Raw genomic sequence first — 15,146 nt, 5'->3', positions numbered from 1 at the left:
GTCTGGGGCGGCGGCTGGCGGTGCTGGAGGTGCCTTTGGAGCCGTTGCACGGCGCTGCGCGCCGGGCGGGCTGCACGGTCAACGACGCCTTTCTGGCTTCGGTTCTGATCGGCTTGCGCGTCTACCACAGCCGGCACGGGCATCAGGTCGAGCAGCTGCGGGTGGCCATGCCGATCAGCCTGCGGCACACCGGCGATCCGATCGGCGGCAACCGCATCACCATCGCCCGGTTCGCTGTCCCCGTCGCCGTCGACGGTGTGGTCGATCTCATGCGCGCCCTCGGCGACACGGTCGAGCGGTGGCGACGCGAACCTGCGATCCCGCTGTCGAACGCCGTCGCGGCCGCCTTCAACAGGGTGCCGGTCGGCCTGGTCACGAGCATGTTCAAACACGTCGATTTCATCGCTTCCAACGTCCCGGGGTCCCCGGTCGCGCTCTATGTCGCCGGCGCGAAGGTCGAGAGCATCTACGCCTTCGGGCCCACCACCGGCACCGCGTTCAACATCACTCTGATCTCGCACACCGGAACCTGCTGTATCGGAATCAATTCCGACACCGCCGCGGTGCCCGATCCGGCAGTGCTGGCCGAGTGTCTGGCCGACGGATTCCGTACAGTCGCCGCGCTCGACGCCGGTGAGCACGACAGCCCGGCACCGGTGGATCATCCTGGGCCGCCGGAAACGGCGCCGGGGGCCTAGACCGATCCGGATCATGTGAACTCCGGATGGTGAAAGGGCCTGACGCCCGGCGATTTCGGGCTCAGAGTCCACTCGGGTAGGTCTCCGGGACCGTGCCCGCGGCGTCGGTGCTGTCCGGCACGAGCGGTTGGAGCGCGGTGGTCCGGTCGATGTGGATGACGGCGTCGAATCGATCAGCCATGCGGGTGTGGAAGTAGTGGCTCTGGCGTTCGGTGCCCGGCTGGTAGATGACGCCGATGGCGCGTTCCAAGCGGGGCGTGCGCAGAATGTCGGTGACGTTGTCGGGCCGGTCGGTGCGCAGATACAACGCGGGAATCCCGGTGTCGTGCAGGAGTTCCTCGATACTGCTGGGCAGCGGCGGACGTACGGTCTTGCGCTCGGCCGCGCCGTCCCAGTGGCTCGCCGCGGTGACGGTACCGGACGCGGTGGTGAATCCGATGGTGCGGCACTGCCCGTGGTGGCGCTCACGCACCAGTTGTCCCAGCGAGAGCTGCCCGTCGGCGGCCATCTCGGTGGCGCGAGCATCGCCTACATGAGAATTGTGCGCCCACACCACGATCCGTGCCGGTGTGTCGGGCCGGGACAGCTGGGTGGCCAGGGCGTCGAGGGTATCGGCCATGTGCACGTCGCGCAGATTCCACGAACTCACCCGGGGACCGAACATGGCCCGGTAGTAAGCCTCGGCGTCACGCACCGTCGCGGCATTCTGCAGCGCGTCGAAATGCGCATCGCCATCGCCGACCTCGACGAGATCGGCTGTGGCGCGCCGCAATTCCACCAGCTGCCGGACCACCTCGGCCTGGCAGGATTCCCCGCCGCCGAACGCCGCGGCGAAACCGTAGGCCTGACCGTCCTCCTCGGAGACACGGTCGAAACAGGCGTAGCGGCGCGCGGCGCGGCGCGCGGCGGCCGGATCCACCTGTTCGAGGTACTCGATGACCCGGCGCATCGAGCGGTGCATGGAGTACAGGTCCAGGCCGTAGAAACCGGCGCTGTCGCGCCCCTCGCGGCGGCGCTGGTCGTTGTGCAGCCGCAGCCATTCGACGAATTCGCGCACCACCGTATTGCGCCACATCCAGCCTGGGAACCGCTCGAATCCACTGAGCGCGTGCGTGGGTGAATCGTCGGCACCCAGGCCGCGGACATAGCGGTCGACCCGGTAGGCGTCGGGCCAGTCGGCCTCGCAGGCCACACCGGCGAAACCGCGCTCGCTGATCAGCCAGCCGGTGATGGCCGCCCGCGCGGCGTAGAACTCCTGCGTGCCGTGCGAGCTCTCGCCGATGAGCACGAACCGCGCATCGCCGATGAGATCGTCCAGCGCGTGTTCGGGCGGGACGCCCGCGGGCGCCTCGAGCGCGGCGGACCGCAGCACGACGACCGGATCGGCGACCGGGGCCGCCGCGCCGGCGGTCGGGGTGCGGAGCAGACTGCGGACTTCGGCATCGGTGACCTGGCTGAAATTCCAGAACGAGTCACCGACCGCCCGGAACGGGGAGGGCATGGTGGCACAGACCATTTCGTCCACGAGTGCGCCGAACTCGCGGCAACTGGACTCCGGCGCGGCCGGGACCGCGACCACGATGCGCTTGGGCTCCTCCGTGCGCAGCGCCTCGACCGCGGCCAGCATGCTCGCGCCGGTGGCCAAGCCGTCGTCGACCAGAATGACCGTCCGCCCGGCCACCTCGATCGGCGCGCGGCCGTCGCGGTAGACGATCTGTCGGCGGGTCAGCTCGTGCGCCTCGGACCGCGCGATGGATCGCAATTGCTCGGGGCTCACGCGCAGCGCGCGGACCATATCGTCGTTCACCACGATGCGTCCGTCCGAGGCCAGGGCCCCGAGCGCGAATTCAGGATTCCCGGGCGCGCCCAGTTTGCGCACGATGAACGTGTCCAGGGGTGCGTCCAGGGCCGCGGCCACCTCCCAGGCGACGGGCACGCCGCCGCGCGCCAGGCCGAGCACGAGCAGATCCGGCTCGCCGCGATAGTGCTCGAGCAGCCGGGCCAGCACGCGCCCGGCTTCATGGCGGTCGCGGAAGATCTGCTGCGGTTCCCGCGGCGGGACGGGCGTCTCCGGTGCCATGACTACTCCTGATGAGTGACGGGCTCGATGGATTCAGCGTGCTCGGAACCGCGTGGCGTGCGACAGAGCACTGCGGCCCGGTGCGCGGGGGACCAACGTCCCCGTCGGTGCGGGACGCGCGCCGGGCCCGTTGACGTCGAAATGCCACCGGGCACGGGACTTCGGCCGCTGCCCCGGTCCATCGATCGCAGCGCACGATCGAGAGCAGCCGGCCCCGATCCCGCCGGCGATCCCGCAAGGAGACCGACATGACCCCCGAATACAACGCCGTCCGACTGCGCGGCGATCTGGACGAACCGCTCTCACGGTGGCTGTGGCTGGTGAAATGGATCCTCGCGATACCCCACTATGTCGTGCTGTTCTTCCTGTGGATCGCCTTCTGGGTGGCCACGGTGGCGGCGTGGTTCGCGATCCTTTTCACCGAGCGCTACCCGCGCTCCCTGTTCGACTTCAGCGTGGGCGTGATGCGCTGGTCGTGGCGCGTGCAGTTCTACACCTACGCCGCGCTGGGCACCGACGAGTATCCGCCGTTCACATTGCGCCGGACCGACTACCCGGCGGACCTGGAAATCGACTATCCGCAACGGCTATCGCGCGGACTCGTGCTCGTGAAGTGGTGGCTGCTGGCCATCCCGCACTACCTGATCCTGGCCGCGCTGCTCAGTGGGGGCGTGGCGCTCGGGGGCGGCGACGACGAGGGCCGCACCACGATTCCGCTGATCGGCGTGCTGGTTCTGATCGCCGCCGTGGCGCTGCTGTTCACCGGTCGCTACCCCCGCGGACTGTTCGGCTTCGTCATCGGCGTCAACCGGTGGTTCTACCGAGTCCTGGCCTATTCCGCCCTGCTGACCGACGCGTACCCGCCCCTGCGGCTCGATCAGGGTCCGCGGGAACCCGGCGAGGCTCCCGCGGCGTGAGCCACGCGGCGGTGATGCGAGCGCGGTGCGCTGCCGATCACGCCCGCACAGCAGGACCGGGGTCCGGGCAGGCGAGGACCAAAGGCCCTCGAACGGGTGTCGTGACACCCTGGGAACGTCGTCCTGTCCGGAGTGAAATCTGTTGTGTCAGAACATATCGACTGCCAGGAGGAGGATTGTGATGAGCCTGCTACACCGTCAGTCCGGAGCGATGCTGCCGGATCTCGCAGAACTGTGGAACGCCGTGGTATCGCCCACCGTGCCGATGTTCGGCACGCACCCGCTGCGCGTCGAGGACACCATGGACGACAAACTCTACACCGTGCGCGCCGAGATCCCGGGCATCGATCCGGCCAAGGACGTGCAGGTCTCGGTGCACCAGGGCCGACTCACCATCAAGGCCGAGCGCACCGCGGAGCACGAGGACAAGGGGCGCTCGGAGTTCAGCTACGGCTCCTTCGTCCGCACGGTGGCGCTCCCCCCGGGCGCCCAGGAGGACGGCGTCCACGCCAGCTACGCGAAAGGCATTCTCACCGTGAGCGTTCCTCTCGGTGAGCCGGAGGAACCGGTGCGCAATATCCAGATCGAGTCGGCGGAATAGCGATTCATCGCCCGCCGTGGCCGCGCACCAGGCACTTCGGCTGCTGTCCTCGCCGAGCGCCGGGCGCGACCATCGGGATATCGCCCCGACCGGGGCACAGACGGAGGATGCGGTGACAACCAAATACGAAGCACCCGGAATGGGAGCCGCGGCGGTGCTGATGGCGCTGCGGCTGCCCACCGCACTGCGGCACTCGGTGGGGGAATTGCGGTATCAGGCACGATCTTCCGGCCGGCACATCGCGCTGCCGGTGGGATACGTGCTCGACGGCGACAGCGCGGTGATCCGGGTCGGACACTCGGCGGCCAAGAACTGGTGGCGTAATTTCCGGACACCGCGCGCGGCCTCGATCCGGATCGAGGGCGGATGGCGGCGCGGCGTCGCTGTGGTCGCGATGCCGGACACCGTCGCTCACGAGCGCCTCGACATGATCTATCGGCGCGCGCACCCGCGGACGACGACAGAGCCGGATCCCTATGTGGTGATCGATCTCTCGACGCCGAACGGGGACACGGTGGCGGAGCGTGATCTGCGCCGGAGCTGGTTCACCAGGGTGACCGTGGGGGAGATGCTCGGGTTCCTCGCACCCGCGCTCGCCGGCTCTCTCACCGCGCACACGAGTGCGGCGGTGCTGGTGATGTCCATGCTCGGCGCCGGAGCCGTCGAGGGCACGGTACTCGGGTACTTCCAAGCCGGGGTCCTGCGGACGCGGCTGTCCCGGTTGCGAAGCCGGGACTGGATGGTCGCCACGGCGGCGGCCGCGGTGCTGGCCTGGACTGTCGGAGTGCTGCCCATGCTCTACGGCGAGCAATTCGGTGAGTGGCCCGTCTGGGCGCAGATTCCGGTTGCCGTCGCGGGTTCGCTGATCATGGTGTTCTCCATCGGCATCGCGCAGTGGATGGTGTTGCGTCGCTTCACCGATCGGGCCGCCCTGTGGATCCTGGCGAACGCGGTGGGCTGGGTCGCCGGTCTGCTGGCCTTCACCCTGGTGACCTCGCCGCTGTGGCAGCCAGGACAGCCGCCGATCCTCGTCGCGGTCATCGGCATACTGGGCGGCGCGGTCATGGCCGCGGTCATGGCGTGGGTGACCGGGATCTTCCTGGCCCTCGTCCTGGCCGACGACCACCTGCTCCCGCCCCCGACACCGTGATCGACGAACGCCGCCGGCGCCGGACCTCGCACCGAACGGGCCGGGTGAGGACGAATGCCCGCACCGGAAGGACATTCGCCCCTGCTGGCGGACAGGTCCCGGTCGCACGATGGAGGGCAGAGGAGCATCTGGAGGAATTATGAACGTCCTGTTTTCCGTCGTCGTGCTGATCGGGGTGGTGCTGCTCGTCCTGGCGGCACTGGCGATTCGGGTGGTTTTCCAGTTCGAGAAGGGAGTGCTGTTCCGCCTCGGACGGGTCGTCGCGGTGCGTGAACCCGGACTGAACCTGATCATTCCGGTGATCGACCGGCTGCGGAAGGTGTCGATGCGCATCGTGACGATGCCGATCCAGTCGCAGGGCATCATCACCCGCGACAACGTCAGTGTCGACATCTCCGCCGTGGCGTACTTCCGAGTCGTGGACGCGCGCAAGTCGGTGGTGGCGATCGAGAATGTGTACTCGGCCATCGATCAGATCGCGCAGACCACCCTGCGCAAGGTGGTGGGCCAGCACACCCTGGACCAAACGCTGGCCGAGACCGACGCCATCAACGCCGACATCCGTCAGATCCTCGACACCACCACCCTGGAGTGGGGTGTGGAGGTCACGCTGGTCGAGCTGAAGGATATCCAGCTGCCCGAGAGCATGAAGCGGGCGATGGCCCGGCAGGCCGAGGCCGAACGTGAGAAGCGTGCGAAAATCATTGCCGCCGAGGGTGAATCGCTGGCCGCCGCGGCACTCGGCGCGGCTTCCGACACCATGATGGCCCATCCGCTCGCCCTACAGCTGCGCAACCTTCAAACGTTGGTCGAGCTCGGCGTGGACAAGAACACGACCGTGGTGTTCCCGGCGCCGTTGATGAGCGCGATCAGCGATATCGGCGGGTTTTTCGCCCGCGAAACCGCCGCCGCCGCCGACAAGGCAGCCAAGTCGGAACTCTCGATGCTGGGCGGATAGGTGCGGCACATGGAGTTCCCAGGGCAGCGCGGCAATCGGACCGACAGCAGCGAGCTGGAGTGGCGGACCGTGACGATCGACGGCGAGGGCAGCCGTTACCTGGTCGGCGGCACCGGTCCCAGCGTGGTGCTGCTGCACGGATTCGGGCTGTCGAACCGTACCTATCGAACGGCGCTCGAGGAATTGGCGCGTCGCGGGATGCGGGTGTATGCGCCGACGATGCCCGGCTTCGGCGGGACCGGCGAACTGCCCGCCGACCGCACCAGTATCCAGGGCTACGCGGCCTGGGTCGCCGCGTTCATCCGGGCCGTCGGTATCGCCGAACCGGTCACCCTGATCGGCCACTCGTTCGGCGGCGCCGTCGCCATCCTGACCGCCCACGACGCGCCGGACCTGGTGGAGCGGCTGATCCTGGTCAACTCGGTCGGCGGCTCGGTCTGGGTCGACGGCCGCGGCGCGCTGGTGGCGATGACCCGGCGGCCGCTGTGGGATTGGGGCCTGCACCTGCAAGCCGATCTCCTGCCGGTGCCCGAGCTGACCCGCGTGCTGCCGGTCGTCCTCCGTGACGGCGTCCCGGCCGCACTCGCTCATCCACGCGTCTTCTGGCGCGCGGTCACCCTCGTCAGAACCGCGAACCTGACCGCCGAACTGGCCGCACTCGGCAGCCGGGGCCTGCCGATACTGATCGTCTGGAGCAACGAGGACAATGTGATCCCCGCGGCCGCGACCCAGACGCTGCGGGCCGCGCACGAGGAGATCCGGACGATCACCGTCGAAGGCCGGCACTGCTGGCTGCTCGCCGACCCGACCCGCTTCGGTGAAGTGGTCAGTGAGGCACTCACTTTCACGTCCGGCACCGGTGCCGCCTGACCTCCCCGCCGGGACCTCCGGCCCTTCCCCCGCATCGGAAGCCGGACGAGGATGACATCGAGTGCCGAGGAGACAGGAAGGTTCGCATCATGTTTGCTACACAGGGCGACTGGCTGATCGCAGAGCATCGCACCACCGGCGGCACCCCTCGCCGCGGTCTCATCGAGGAAGTCCACGGCAAGGACGGGGAACCGCCATACCTGGTGCACTGGACCGACACCGGGCACCGATCCCTGATCTTCCCCGGACCCGACGCCTACGTGCTGAGCGCCGAGGACCTGCGAAGCCGGGAAGATCTCGAGTCCGCGCGCCTGTCCTCGATGCAGCACCGCCCGAATCCGCACCTGCACCCGGCGTGAGCTGACCGGCACGGCATCGCGGAGTCCAACGACCCTCGAGCGTGCGGCATCCGGCCCTGCCGCCCACCCGCACCGCGGTGGGAACGTTCGGATACGAGGAACAACCTAAGCCGATCAGGGAAGGAAGACGATCATGACTCCGCTTCGCGTCGTATCCGGCAGCGCGAATCCGGCGCTCGCCGCGGCGGTCGCCGAACTGCTCGACGCCGACGCGCTCGGCGTCGTGCTGGAACGGTTCCCCGATGGCGAGATCCGCCCGATCGTCGGCCACGTCAGCGGCCAGGACGTGTATGTCGTGCAGTCCACCGCGCCGCCGGTCAACGACAACTTCGTCGAACTGCTGCTCCTGCTCGACGCCTGCCGCCGATCGCGGGCGGCCCGGGTGACCGCGGTGGTGCCCTACCTCGGCTATTCCCGGCAGGATCGGCGGACCGTGTCCGGGCAGGCGCTCGGGCTGCGGGTGGTCGTCGAAGCCATCGCGGGTGCGGGCGCCGAACGGCTCGTCGTCATCGATCCGCACACCCCCGCGCTGGAATCGGTGAGCCCGATACCCGTCGAGACGCTGACGGCCGTCCCGCTTCTGGCCGAGCGGGTCAGCCCGGTGCGTGGCGGCGACACCGTGATCGTCGCGCCCGATGCCGGCGCCGCGACACTCGCCGAGCGGTACGCGGCCATCACCGGGGACTCGGTCGCACTGGTTCGCAAGTACCGCGAAACCGAGTCGAGTGTCAGCGCGATCGCTCTGCTCGGCGATGTGCGAAACCGCCCGGCGGTGATCGTCGACGACATGATCTGCACCGGCGCCACCGTCGAAGCGGCCGTGGGGATGTTGCGGCACCATGCGGCCGACATCGTCGTGGCCGCGAGCCACGGCCCGCTGGCCGGCGCCGCTCACCTCCATCGGCTCGATGTGCGTCGCGTACTCGTCACCGACACCGTGGCGCACGCCGCCGTGGCGCCTCCGTTCGAAGTGTGCTCGGTGGCGCCGCTGCTCGCCGAGGCCATCGCCCGCATGCACGAGGACCTGCCACTGCACGATCTGTTCGCCCCGGCGCGAATGGGTCCACGATCGGCGTGACGCGATCCCGGCCCGGACCGGGGGAAGATACCGAAGCCCTGGGATCGGGCGACGTCCCGCCCCTGTCGGATCGACGCGGAAAGGGGCAGAGTGGTCGATGCGGGTCCGCAACAGCCCAGGTGGAGAAGGGGGCAGCCGATGGATTCCCGACCCCGTGATTGGATGCAGGTGCGGGTCGATGGTGCCGTGACCGCGAACATCACCGAACGACTGCGGGAAGCGCACGAGGCGCGCGGCGAGATCAGCCGAGCCGAGGTGAGCGCGATCGCGCGGGCCGCGGCGCTGCCGGTGGCCGCGGTGGCCGGCGCGGCATCGTTCTATGCCGATTTCGCTGCCGGACAAGGAGATCGGGAGTGTGCGGGCACCGGGTGCTTCGTCGCCCGCGGCGGGGTCGGCGCGCCACCGCGGGCGCGGACGGTGTACTGCCTGGGCTGCTGCTACGCGGCTCCGGCGGCGCTGCGCGACGGGCTGGCGGTGACCGTGCCCGCGGGGACGCCCGTACCTGCGATTCCCTACCATTGCGCGTCTGCCGAACCGATCGCCCTGGCCGGGCTGTGCGGCGGCGCCGAGCCCTGGCGGGCGTGGACCGAGGTGCTGGATCGGCGGTCGTGGCCCGAGCTCACAGCCGAGGTCGACCGCGCGGGGCTGCGCGGCCGCGGTGGCGCGGAATATCCGGCGGCCGCCAAATGGCGTTCCGCGCAGCGGAATCCGGGTCCCAGGTATGTGGTCGCCAATGGTGACGAAGGCGATCCGGGCTCGTTCTGCGACCGGCTGCTGATGGAGGGCGACCCGCATCGGGTACTGGAAGGACTCGCGTTGTGTGCGAGCGCTGTCGGTGCGAGCCAGGGGCGGGTGCTGGTGCGATCGGAGTATCCGAGGGCTGCCGAGGTCCTGCGTGATGCCGTCGAAACCGCCCGCGCGGCAGGGCATCTCGGTGAGAACGTGCACGGCAGCGGCCTGGACTTCGACATTGTCGTGCAGCAAGGGGCCGGTTCCTATGTCGCAGGGGAGGAGACAGCGCTGCTGCGCTCCTTGCAGGGATTGCGTGGCTCGGTGCAAGCGCGCCCGCCGTACCCGACCGAGCGGGGATATCGAGGATTGCCGACGGTCGTGCAGAATGTGGAGACCCTGGCCGCGCTCCCCTGGATCGCGCTGCACGGCGGCGCGGCGTACGCCCGCTTCGGCCGCCCGCATGAGACCGGAACCAAACTCGTCAGCCTGAATTCGGAGTTCGAACGGCCGGGCGTCTACGAGGTCGAGTACGGCGTCCCGCTGCGGTGGATCACCGAGGAACTGGGCGGTGGCCTGCGCGGCGGGCGGCGGCTGCGCGCACTGCAGATCGGCGGTCCGCTCGGGGGTTTTCTCGCCGTCGACGAACTCGAAACCGGTTTGGCCACCGCAGATCTCGCCGCTTTGGGGGTGGCGCTCGGGCATGCCGGTCTGGTCGCGATTCCGGAGGACATCGCGCCCGGTGAACTGTTGCGTGAGCTGTGGAGGTTCGCGGCGCGGGAGAGCTGCGGAGCGTGTGCACCGTGCCGCGTCGGCACCCGGCGCGGCCTCGAACTGTGCGATACATCGCGGTCGGCATCGTCGGACGGGGACAGCGAGCTGGACCGGCTGCTCGACATCATGCACACCGCCAGCATGTGCGCCTTCGGAGTGGGCGTGGCGGATTCGGTGCGCAGCCTGCTGCGGGTCTACCCCGGTTCCGAGGCGGCGCGGCGATGATGGTGGAGGTCTTCGTCTCCGGCACTCGTCTCGAGATCGCGAGTGACGCGACGGTGCTCGATGCCATCCGGGCCGCGAACGCCGACGTCGAGACGCTCTGCTTCGACGACCGGCTGACCCCGCGCGGGTCCTGCCGCGTCTGCCTGGTCCGCGCCGACGACCGGGTGAGCGCGGCCTGTACGACACCGGTGCGCGCGGGCATGCGCATCGAACCCGACGACGAGCAAGCCCGTCGGGCCGCCCGTGGAGCACTCGAGCTGATCGTCTCCGAGTTGCCGCCGCGAGCTCTCGATCTCCCGGCGCAACGCAGCGAACTGGTCGAGGTCTGTGAGCGGATGGGCGTGCGCGAGAGCGGGTTCCACGGCGCCCACCGTGCCGAGGCGCGCGACGACTCGCATCCCTACATCGCCGTGGACCGCGACCTGTGCATCGCGTGCGGCCGCTGCGTGTCCATGTGCGCCGAGGTACAGGGCACTTTCGCCCTGGAGCTGGGCGGGCGCGGCTTCGGAACCACGGTCCGCGCGGGCGACGGCGGACCGTGGGCCGAGTCACCGTGCGTCGCGTGCGGCGGCTGCGTCGATTCGTGCCCGACCGGTGCCCTGACCGACAAACGCGCGGACGGCCGGATCTTCACCGCCACCACCGCCACCACCTGCGGCTACTGCGGCGTCGGTTGCGGGCTGGACGTCCACGCCGATGCCGGCGGCATCGTGTCGGTCACCCCCACTCGTGACGCGCCGGTGAACCGCGGGCACGCCTGTGTGAAAGGCCGGTACGCCTACGAATTCGTGTCCGCGTCCGACCGGCTCACCCGGCCGCTGATCCGCTCCGGCGGTCGCGGCTCGCCGCTGCGCCCGGCCTCCTGGGCGGAGGCGCTCGCCGTGGTGGCACGCGAACTGACCCGCATCCGCCAGGCCCACGGCGGTGCCGCGATCGGGATGATCTGCTCGGCTCGCGCGACCAACGAGGAGAACTACCTCGCGCAGAAGATCGCGCGAACAGTGCTGGGCACCAACAATATCGACAACTGCTCACGATTGTGCCACGCGCCCACCGCGGCCGGGCTGACCGCATCGCTGGGCTACGCGGGTGGCACCAACTCGCTCGACGATCTCGACCGCGCCGATTGCATTCTGGTGGCCGGAGCCAATCCGACCGAGGCACATCCGGTGGTCGGATCACGCATCGTGCACCGGGTTCTGGCGGGCGCGAGGCTGATCGTCGTCGATCCTCGCCGCACCGCGCTGGCCGAACTGGCCGATGTCCACCTGCGCGGCGCGCCCGGCTCGAATGTGGCGGTGTTCAACGGGATCGCCCGAGCCCTGCTCGCGGAGGGCCGCGTCGATGCGGAGTTCCTGGCCACCCGCACCCGCGGGTTGCCCGAGCTGGAACACCTGCTGCGGGACTATCCACCCGAGCGGGTCGCCGAGCTCGCCCGGATATCCGGGTCGGCGCTCATGGAGGCGGCACGATTGTTCGGCGCCGCACGGCATCCGCTGATCGTGTACGGCCTGGGTGTGACCGAGCACGCGCACGGTACCGACGGGGTGCGGACCCTGACCAATCTCGCGCTGCTGCGCGGAGCCGTCGGCACTCCCGGTTGCTGCGGAATTCTGCCGCTGCGCGGCCAGAACAATGTGCAGGGCGCCTCCGACATGGGCGCCCTGCCCGACGTGCTGCCCGGGTACCAGCCGGTCGCCGACCCCGCGATCCGCGCTCGCTTCGCCGCGGCGTGGGGCGCGCCCGTACCCGAGCGATCGGGCTTGCGGATTCCGGCGATGTTCACGGCCGCGCTCGACGGTCGGCTGCGCGGGCTCTACGTGATCGGGGAGGACCTGGTGACCTCCGACCCCGACGCCCACCACGTGCGGGCCGCGCTGGCGGCGTGCGAGTTCGTGGTCAGTCAGGACATCTTCCTGTCACGCACCGCCGAGCTCGCCGACGTCGTGCTCCCCGCGGCCGCTTTCCTCGAAAAGGACGGCACCTTCGTCAATTTCGAGCGCCGCTTCCAGCGCGTGCGCCCGGCGCTCACGCCGCCGGGTGACGCCCGCACCGACTTCGAGATCCTGCGGTCGCTCGCCACCGCGCTGGACGCCGACCCCGGGTGTGCGACGCCGGCGGCGGCGCTGTCCGAATGCGCAAGTCTCGCACCGATGTTCGCAGGCGTCTCCCACGCCCGGCTCGACCTGCCGACACCGTTGCAATGGCCGTGCCGGGACGAGCGTGACGCGGGTACGCCGACGCTGTACCTGGACAGGTTCGCGACGGCTGACGGCCGGGCTGTGCTGGCGGCGTGCCCCTATCTGCCGCCGGGTGAGGAGCCCGACGGCGCCTATCCGTTCGTCCTGGTCACCGGACGCCGCCTCGAGCATTACAACACCGGGTCGATGACCCGGCGCACCCCCAATCTGGACCTGCTCGGGGCCGAAACGCTCGACATCTGCCCGTCCGACGCGTCGGCCCTCGGCATCGGCGACGGTGACCCGGTCGAAATCCGCAGCCGCCGAGGCAGCATGATCCTCGGGAGCCGGATCACCGACGAAGTACTCCCTGGCGAGTTGTTCACCGCGTTCCACTTTCCCGGCGCGCCCGCGAACGAATTGACCTCCGCCAGTATCGATACCGTCACCGGGTGCCCGGAATACAAGGTGACCGCCGTCGCTGTGCTGCCGGTTTCGCCGAATCGGGAGCGACTCTGATCGGCGCGGTCCGAAGCGGCGGTCAGGAGGAGGTCTGCGTGGGGTGGGCGGGCAGGCCGAGGGCCGAGCGGTCGCAGGCGAGGGCGAGGTCGGTGGCGGTGACCACGCCCGCGAGCCGGCCGTCGGGGTTCACCACGGCGATGGCGTCCAGATCGGGACGCAGGACTATTCGGGCGATCACGTCCCCGAGAGGAGCGTCGAGCCCGGCGATCGCGGCGGGCTGCAGGGGGCGGGCCAGTTCGGACACGCGCAGGCCGGGGTGGACCGCGGTGCGGGGGCGCAGCAGATCGGCCCAGGCCAGGATGGCGCGGGGTCGGCCGTCGGCGTCGACGACGGGGAAGACGCGGTGATGGGTGTAGACGATGTCCGAGCCGAGGAGCTGTTCCACGGTGCGATCGGCGGGGATCGAGATCGGGTGGGGTGTCATGATCTCGCCGATCGTGGTGTCGCCCAAGCGGTGTCGCAGACCCGAGAGCATCAGTTCGCTGTTGGCGGCGGTGTAGAGGAACCAGCCCAGCAGCATCAGCCACAGGCCGCCGAAGTCACCGACGGCGAAGATCTCGGCGACGCCGAGAACGGCCAGCGTCATGCCGACGAATCGGCCGATGCGGGCGGCGGTGGTCTCGGCGCGTAGACGGTCACCGCTGCGGCGCCACAACAGCGCGCGCACCACCCGGCCGCCGTCGAGGGGCGCTCCGGGCAGCATATTGAACACGGCGAGAACGACATTGACCGTGGCCAGCCAGAGCAGGGTGGCGGTCACCGGGCCGCCGGGAGAGAAGACGGCGGCGAGCGCCGCCGCGCCGTAGGCCACGACGCCCAGCAGCAGGCTGGTGGCCGGCCCGGCCAGCGCGACCCGGAGATCGGTGCGGGCGTCGCGCGGTTCGTCGGCGAGCTCGGACGCGCCGCCCAGCAGCCACAGCACGATGCGTTCGACCCGGACTCCGTGCCGTGTGGCCACGATCGAATGCGCCAGTTCGTGGGCGAGCAGGCACGCGATCAGCGTGAGCGCCCCGAGCAGCGCCGCCGCCCAGATGATTCCGGGGCTCGCGGTGCCCCGCAGGTAGGAGGCCAGCACCCAGGTGAACAGCCCGACGGTTACCCCGGCCGACCAGTGCGCGCCCAGGCGGATGCCGGCGACGTGGCCGAGCGGGAGGGTGGATCGGATCGGCATGATGTCCTCGTCCTCGTCCTCGTCCGGGTCAGTGGCCGGGGCCGGCGAGGCCCTCGGCGAGCAGGATCCGGTGGGCGCGTTGCGCCGCCGACAACCCCGCGCCGGTGTCGAGTTCGCCCTCCGCGGGGAACTCGAGTCCGTGCACCAGGGCCGTCACCGCCTCGGCGAGCGCGTTCACGCGGTGTTCGAGTGCCTCGATCGGTGACACCTCCGGTTCCGGGAAGGCCGCCGCACCCGCGTAGAGGGCCGACAGATCGGTCCCGAGCAGGATGAAGCGCAGCTTCACCGGCAGCTGAGCCAGCACGTGATCGAGCTGGCCGGGCGAGAACAGGTCGGCGAGGGTGTCGGTGACGATGCCCGCGAGCGGGACCGCTTCCTCGGTGCCGACACCCGCGGTACGGGCGAACTGGGTCAGGAAGGACGGCACGTCGTGCGGGACCGGTACCTGGCTGGGCATCCAGCCCTCGTAGAAGATCCCGCGCAGCAGTTCCGGCAGCTGGGCGCTGACGTGCGCGGCGGCATTGACGTTCAAGCGGTCACGCACGGTGTGCAGCCAGGCCCGCAGAGCGCGATGGGCGACGAATCGGTCCTCGGTGTCGATGCCGTGGGCCACGGCCGCCAGCCATTCGTGAGCGGTGTGCACGCTGGGTGCGAACGGATCGGTGTGATGGCTCATCGGATACGGCCTTTCGGACGGTGATCGGGCACTCGGGTACTGGCTCGAGCCTGCGCTCCGAGCGGACGTGCGGGGCAGAGGACTCGTGCCACAGCACCGGCGACGGAGGTCCTCGCGGCGATGGTCTTTACGCCCTGCCACCCGCCGGGGTCGCGGTC

12 protein-coding genes and 1 pseudogene are annotated in these 15,146 nt (G+C 69.9%); 10 read left to right on the top strand and 3 right to left on the bottom strand.

What is annotated here, in order from left to right; genetic code table 11:
* Positions 1–698 (top strand): WS/DGAT domain-containing protein (locus ACFV4K_RS20455; protein ID WP_379276810.1); only part of this gene is annotated, 698 nt, incomplete at its 5' end.
* Between the two features lie 61 nt (positions 699–759).
* Here the strand turns inward: ACFV4K_RS20455 and ACFV4K_RS20450 are convergent.
* Complete coding sequence (locus ACFV4K_RS20450; protein WP_379276808.1) at positions 760–2,778, bottom strand: erythromycin esterase family protein; 2,019 nt, start codon at positions 2,776–2,778, stop codon at positions 760–762.
* Positions 2,779–3,050: 272 nt separating this feature from the next.
* On the opposite strand from ACFV4K_RS20450, the pseudogene ACFV4K_RS20445 reads away from it, so the two are divergent.
* From ACFV4K_RS20445 to fdhF, 9 genes and pseudogenes are all read left to right on the top strand, one after another.
* Positions 3,051–3,695 (top strand): annotated as a pseudogene (locus ACFV4K_RS20445) (DUF4389 domain-containing protein); the annotation flags it as partial.
* 181 nt (positions 3,696–3,876) lie between these two features.
* Positions 3,877–4,296, top strand: a complete 420-nt coding sequence (locus ACFV4K_RS20440) for an Hsp20/alpha crystallin family protein (protein WP_379276807.1) — start codon at positions 3,877–3,879, stop codon at positions 4,294–4,296.
* A 112-nt stretch (positions 4,297–4,408) separates the two neighbouring features.
* Complete coding sequence (locus ACFV4K_RS20435; RefSeq protein ID WP_379276805.1) at positions 4,409–5,446, top strand: hypothetical protein; 1,038 nt, start codon at positions 4,409–4,411, stop codon at positions 5,444–5,446.
* A gap of 139 nt (positions 5,447–5,585) precedes the next feature.
* Positions 5,586–6,404: a slipin family protein gene (locus ACFV4K_RS20430; protein WP_379276804.1), complete on the top strand. Its 819-nt coding sequence runs from the start codon at positions 5,586–5,588 to the stop codon at positions 6,402–6,404.
* A gap of 9 nt (positions 6,405–6,413) precedes the next feature.
* Complete coding sequence (locus tag ACFV4K_RS20425) at positions 6,414–7,274, top strand: alpha/beta fold hydrolase (protein WP_379276802.1); 861 nt, start codon at positions 6,414–6,416, stop codon at positions 7,272–7,274.
* 89 nt (positions 7,275–7,363) lie between these two features.
* Complete coding sequence (locus ACFV4K_RS20420; protein ID WP_379276800.1) at positions 7,364–7,633, top strand: DUF1918 domain-containing protein; 270 nt, start codon at positions 7,364–7,366, stop codon at positions 7,631–7,633.
* A 133-nt stretch (positions 7,634–7,766) separates the two neighbouring features.
* Complete coding sequence (locus ACFV4K_RS20415) at positions 7,767–8,711, top strand: ribose-phosphate diphosphokinase (RefSeq protein WP_379276798.1); 945 nt, start codon at positions 7,767–7,769, stop codon at positions 8,709–8,711.
* Positions 8,712–8,849: 138 nt separating this feature from the next.
* Positions 8,850–10,439: an NADH-ubiquinone oxidoreductase-F iron-sulfur binding region domain-containing protein gene (locus ACFV4K_RS20410; RefSeq protein WP_379276797.1), complete on the top strand. Its 1,590-nt coding sequence runs from the start codon at positions 8,850–8,852 to the stop codon at positions 10,437–10,439.
* A complete protein-coding gene (gene fdhF, locus ACFV4K_RS20405) occupies positions 10,436–13,138 on the top strand; it encodes a formate dehydrogenase subunit alpha (RefSeq protein WP_379276795.1) in 2,703 nt (900 codons plus the stop codon). The genes ACFV4K_RS20410 and fdhF overlap by 4 nt, the downstream gene beginning before the upstream one ends.
* Before the next feature lie 22 nt (positions 13,139–13,160).
* Here the strand turns inward: fdhF and ACFV4K_RS20400 are convergent, their stop codons facing one another.
* Positions 13,161–14,312 (bottom strand): site-2 protease family protein, encoded by a 1,152-nt coding sequence (locus ACFV4K_RS20400; RefSeq protein ID WP_379276794.1) that lies wholly within the window; start codon positions 14,310–14,312, stop codon positions 13,161–13,163.
* Positions 14,313–14,340: 28 nt separating this feature from the next.
* Complete coding sequence (locus tag ACFV4K_RS20395; RefSeq protein WP_379276793.1) at positions 14,341–14,988, bottom strand: DUF2267 domain-containing protein; 648 nt, start codon at positions 14,986–14,988, stop codon at positions 14,341–14,343.
* Positions 14,989–15,146: the final 158 nt, after the last annotated feature.

The sequence above is a fragment of the Nocardia sp. NPDC059764 genome (genome assembly GCF_042732555.1).
Lineage (GTDB): Bacteria > Actinomycetota > Actinomycetes > Mycobacteriales > Mycobacteriaceae > Nocardia.
This window is presented reverse-complemented; position numbering and strand designations above follow the sequence as displayed.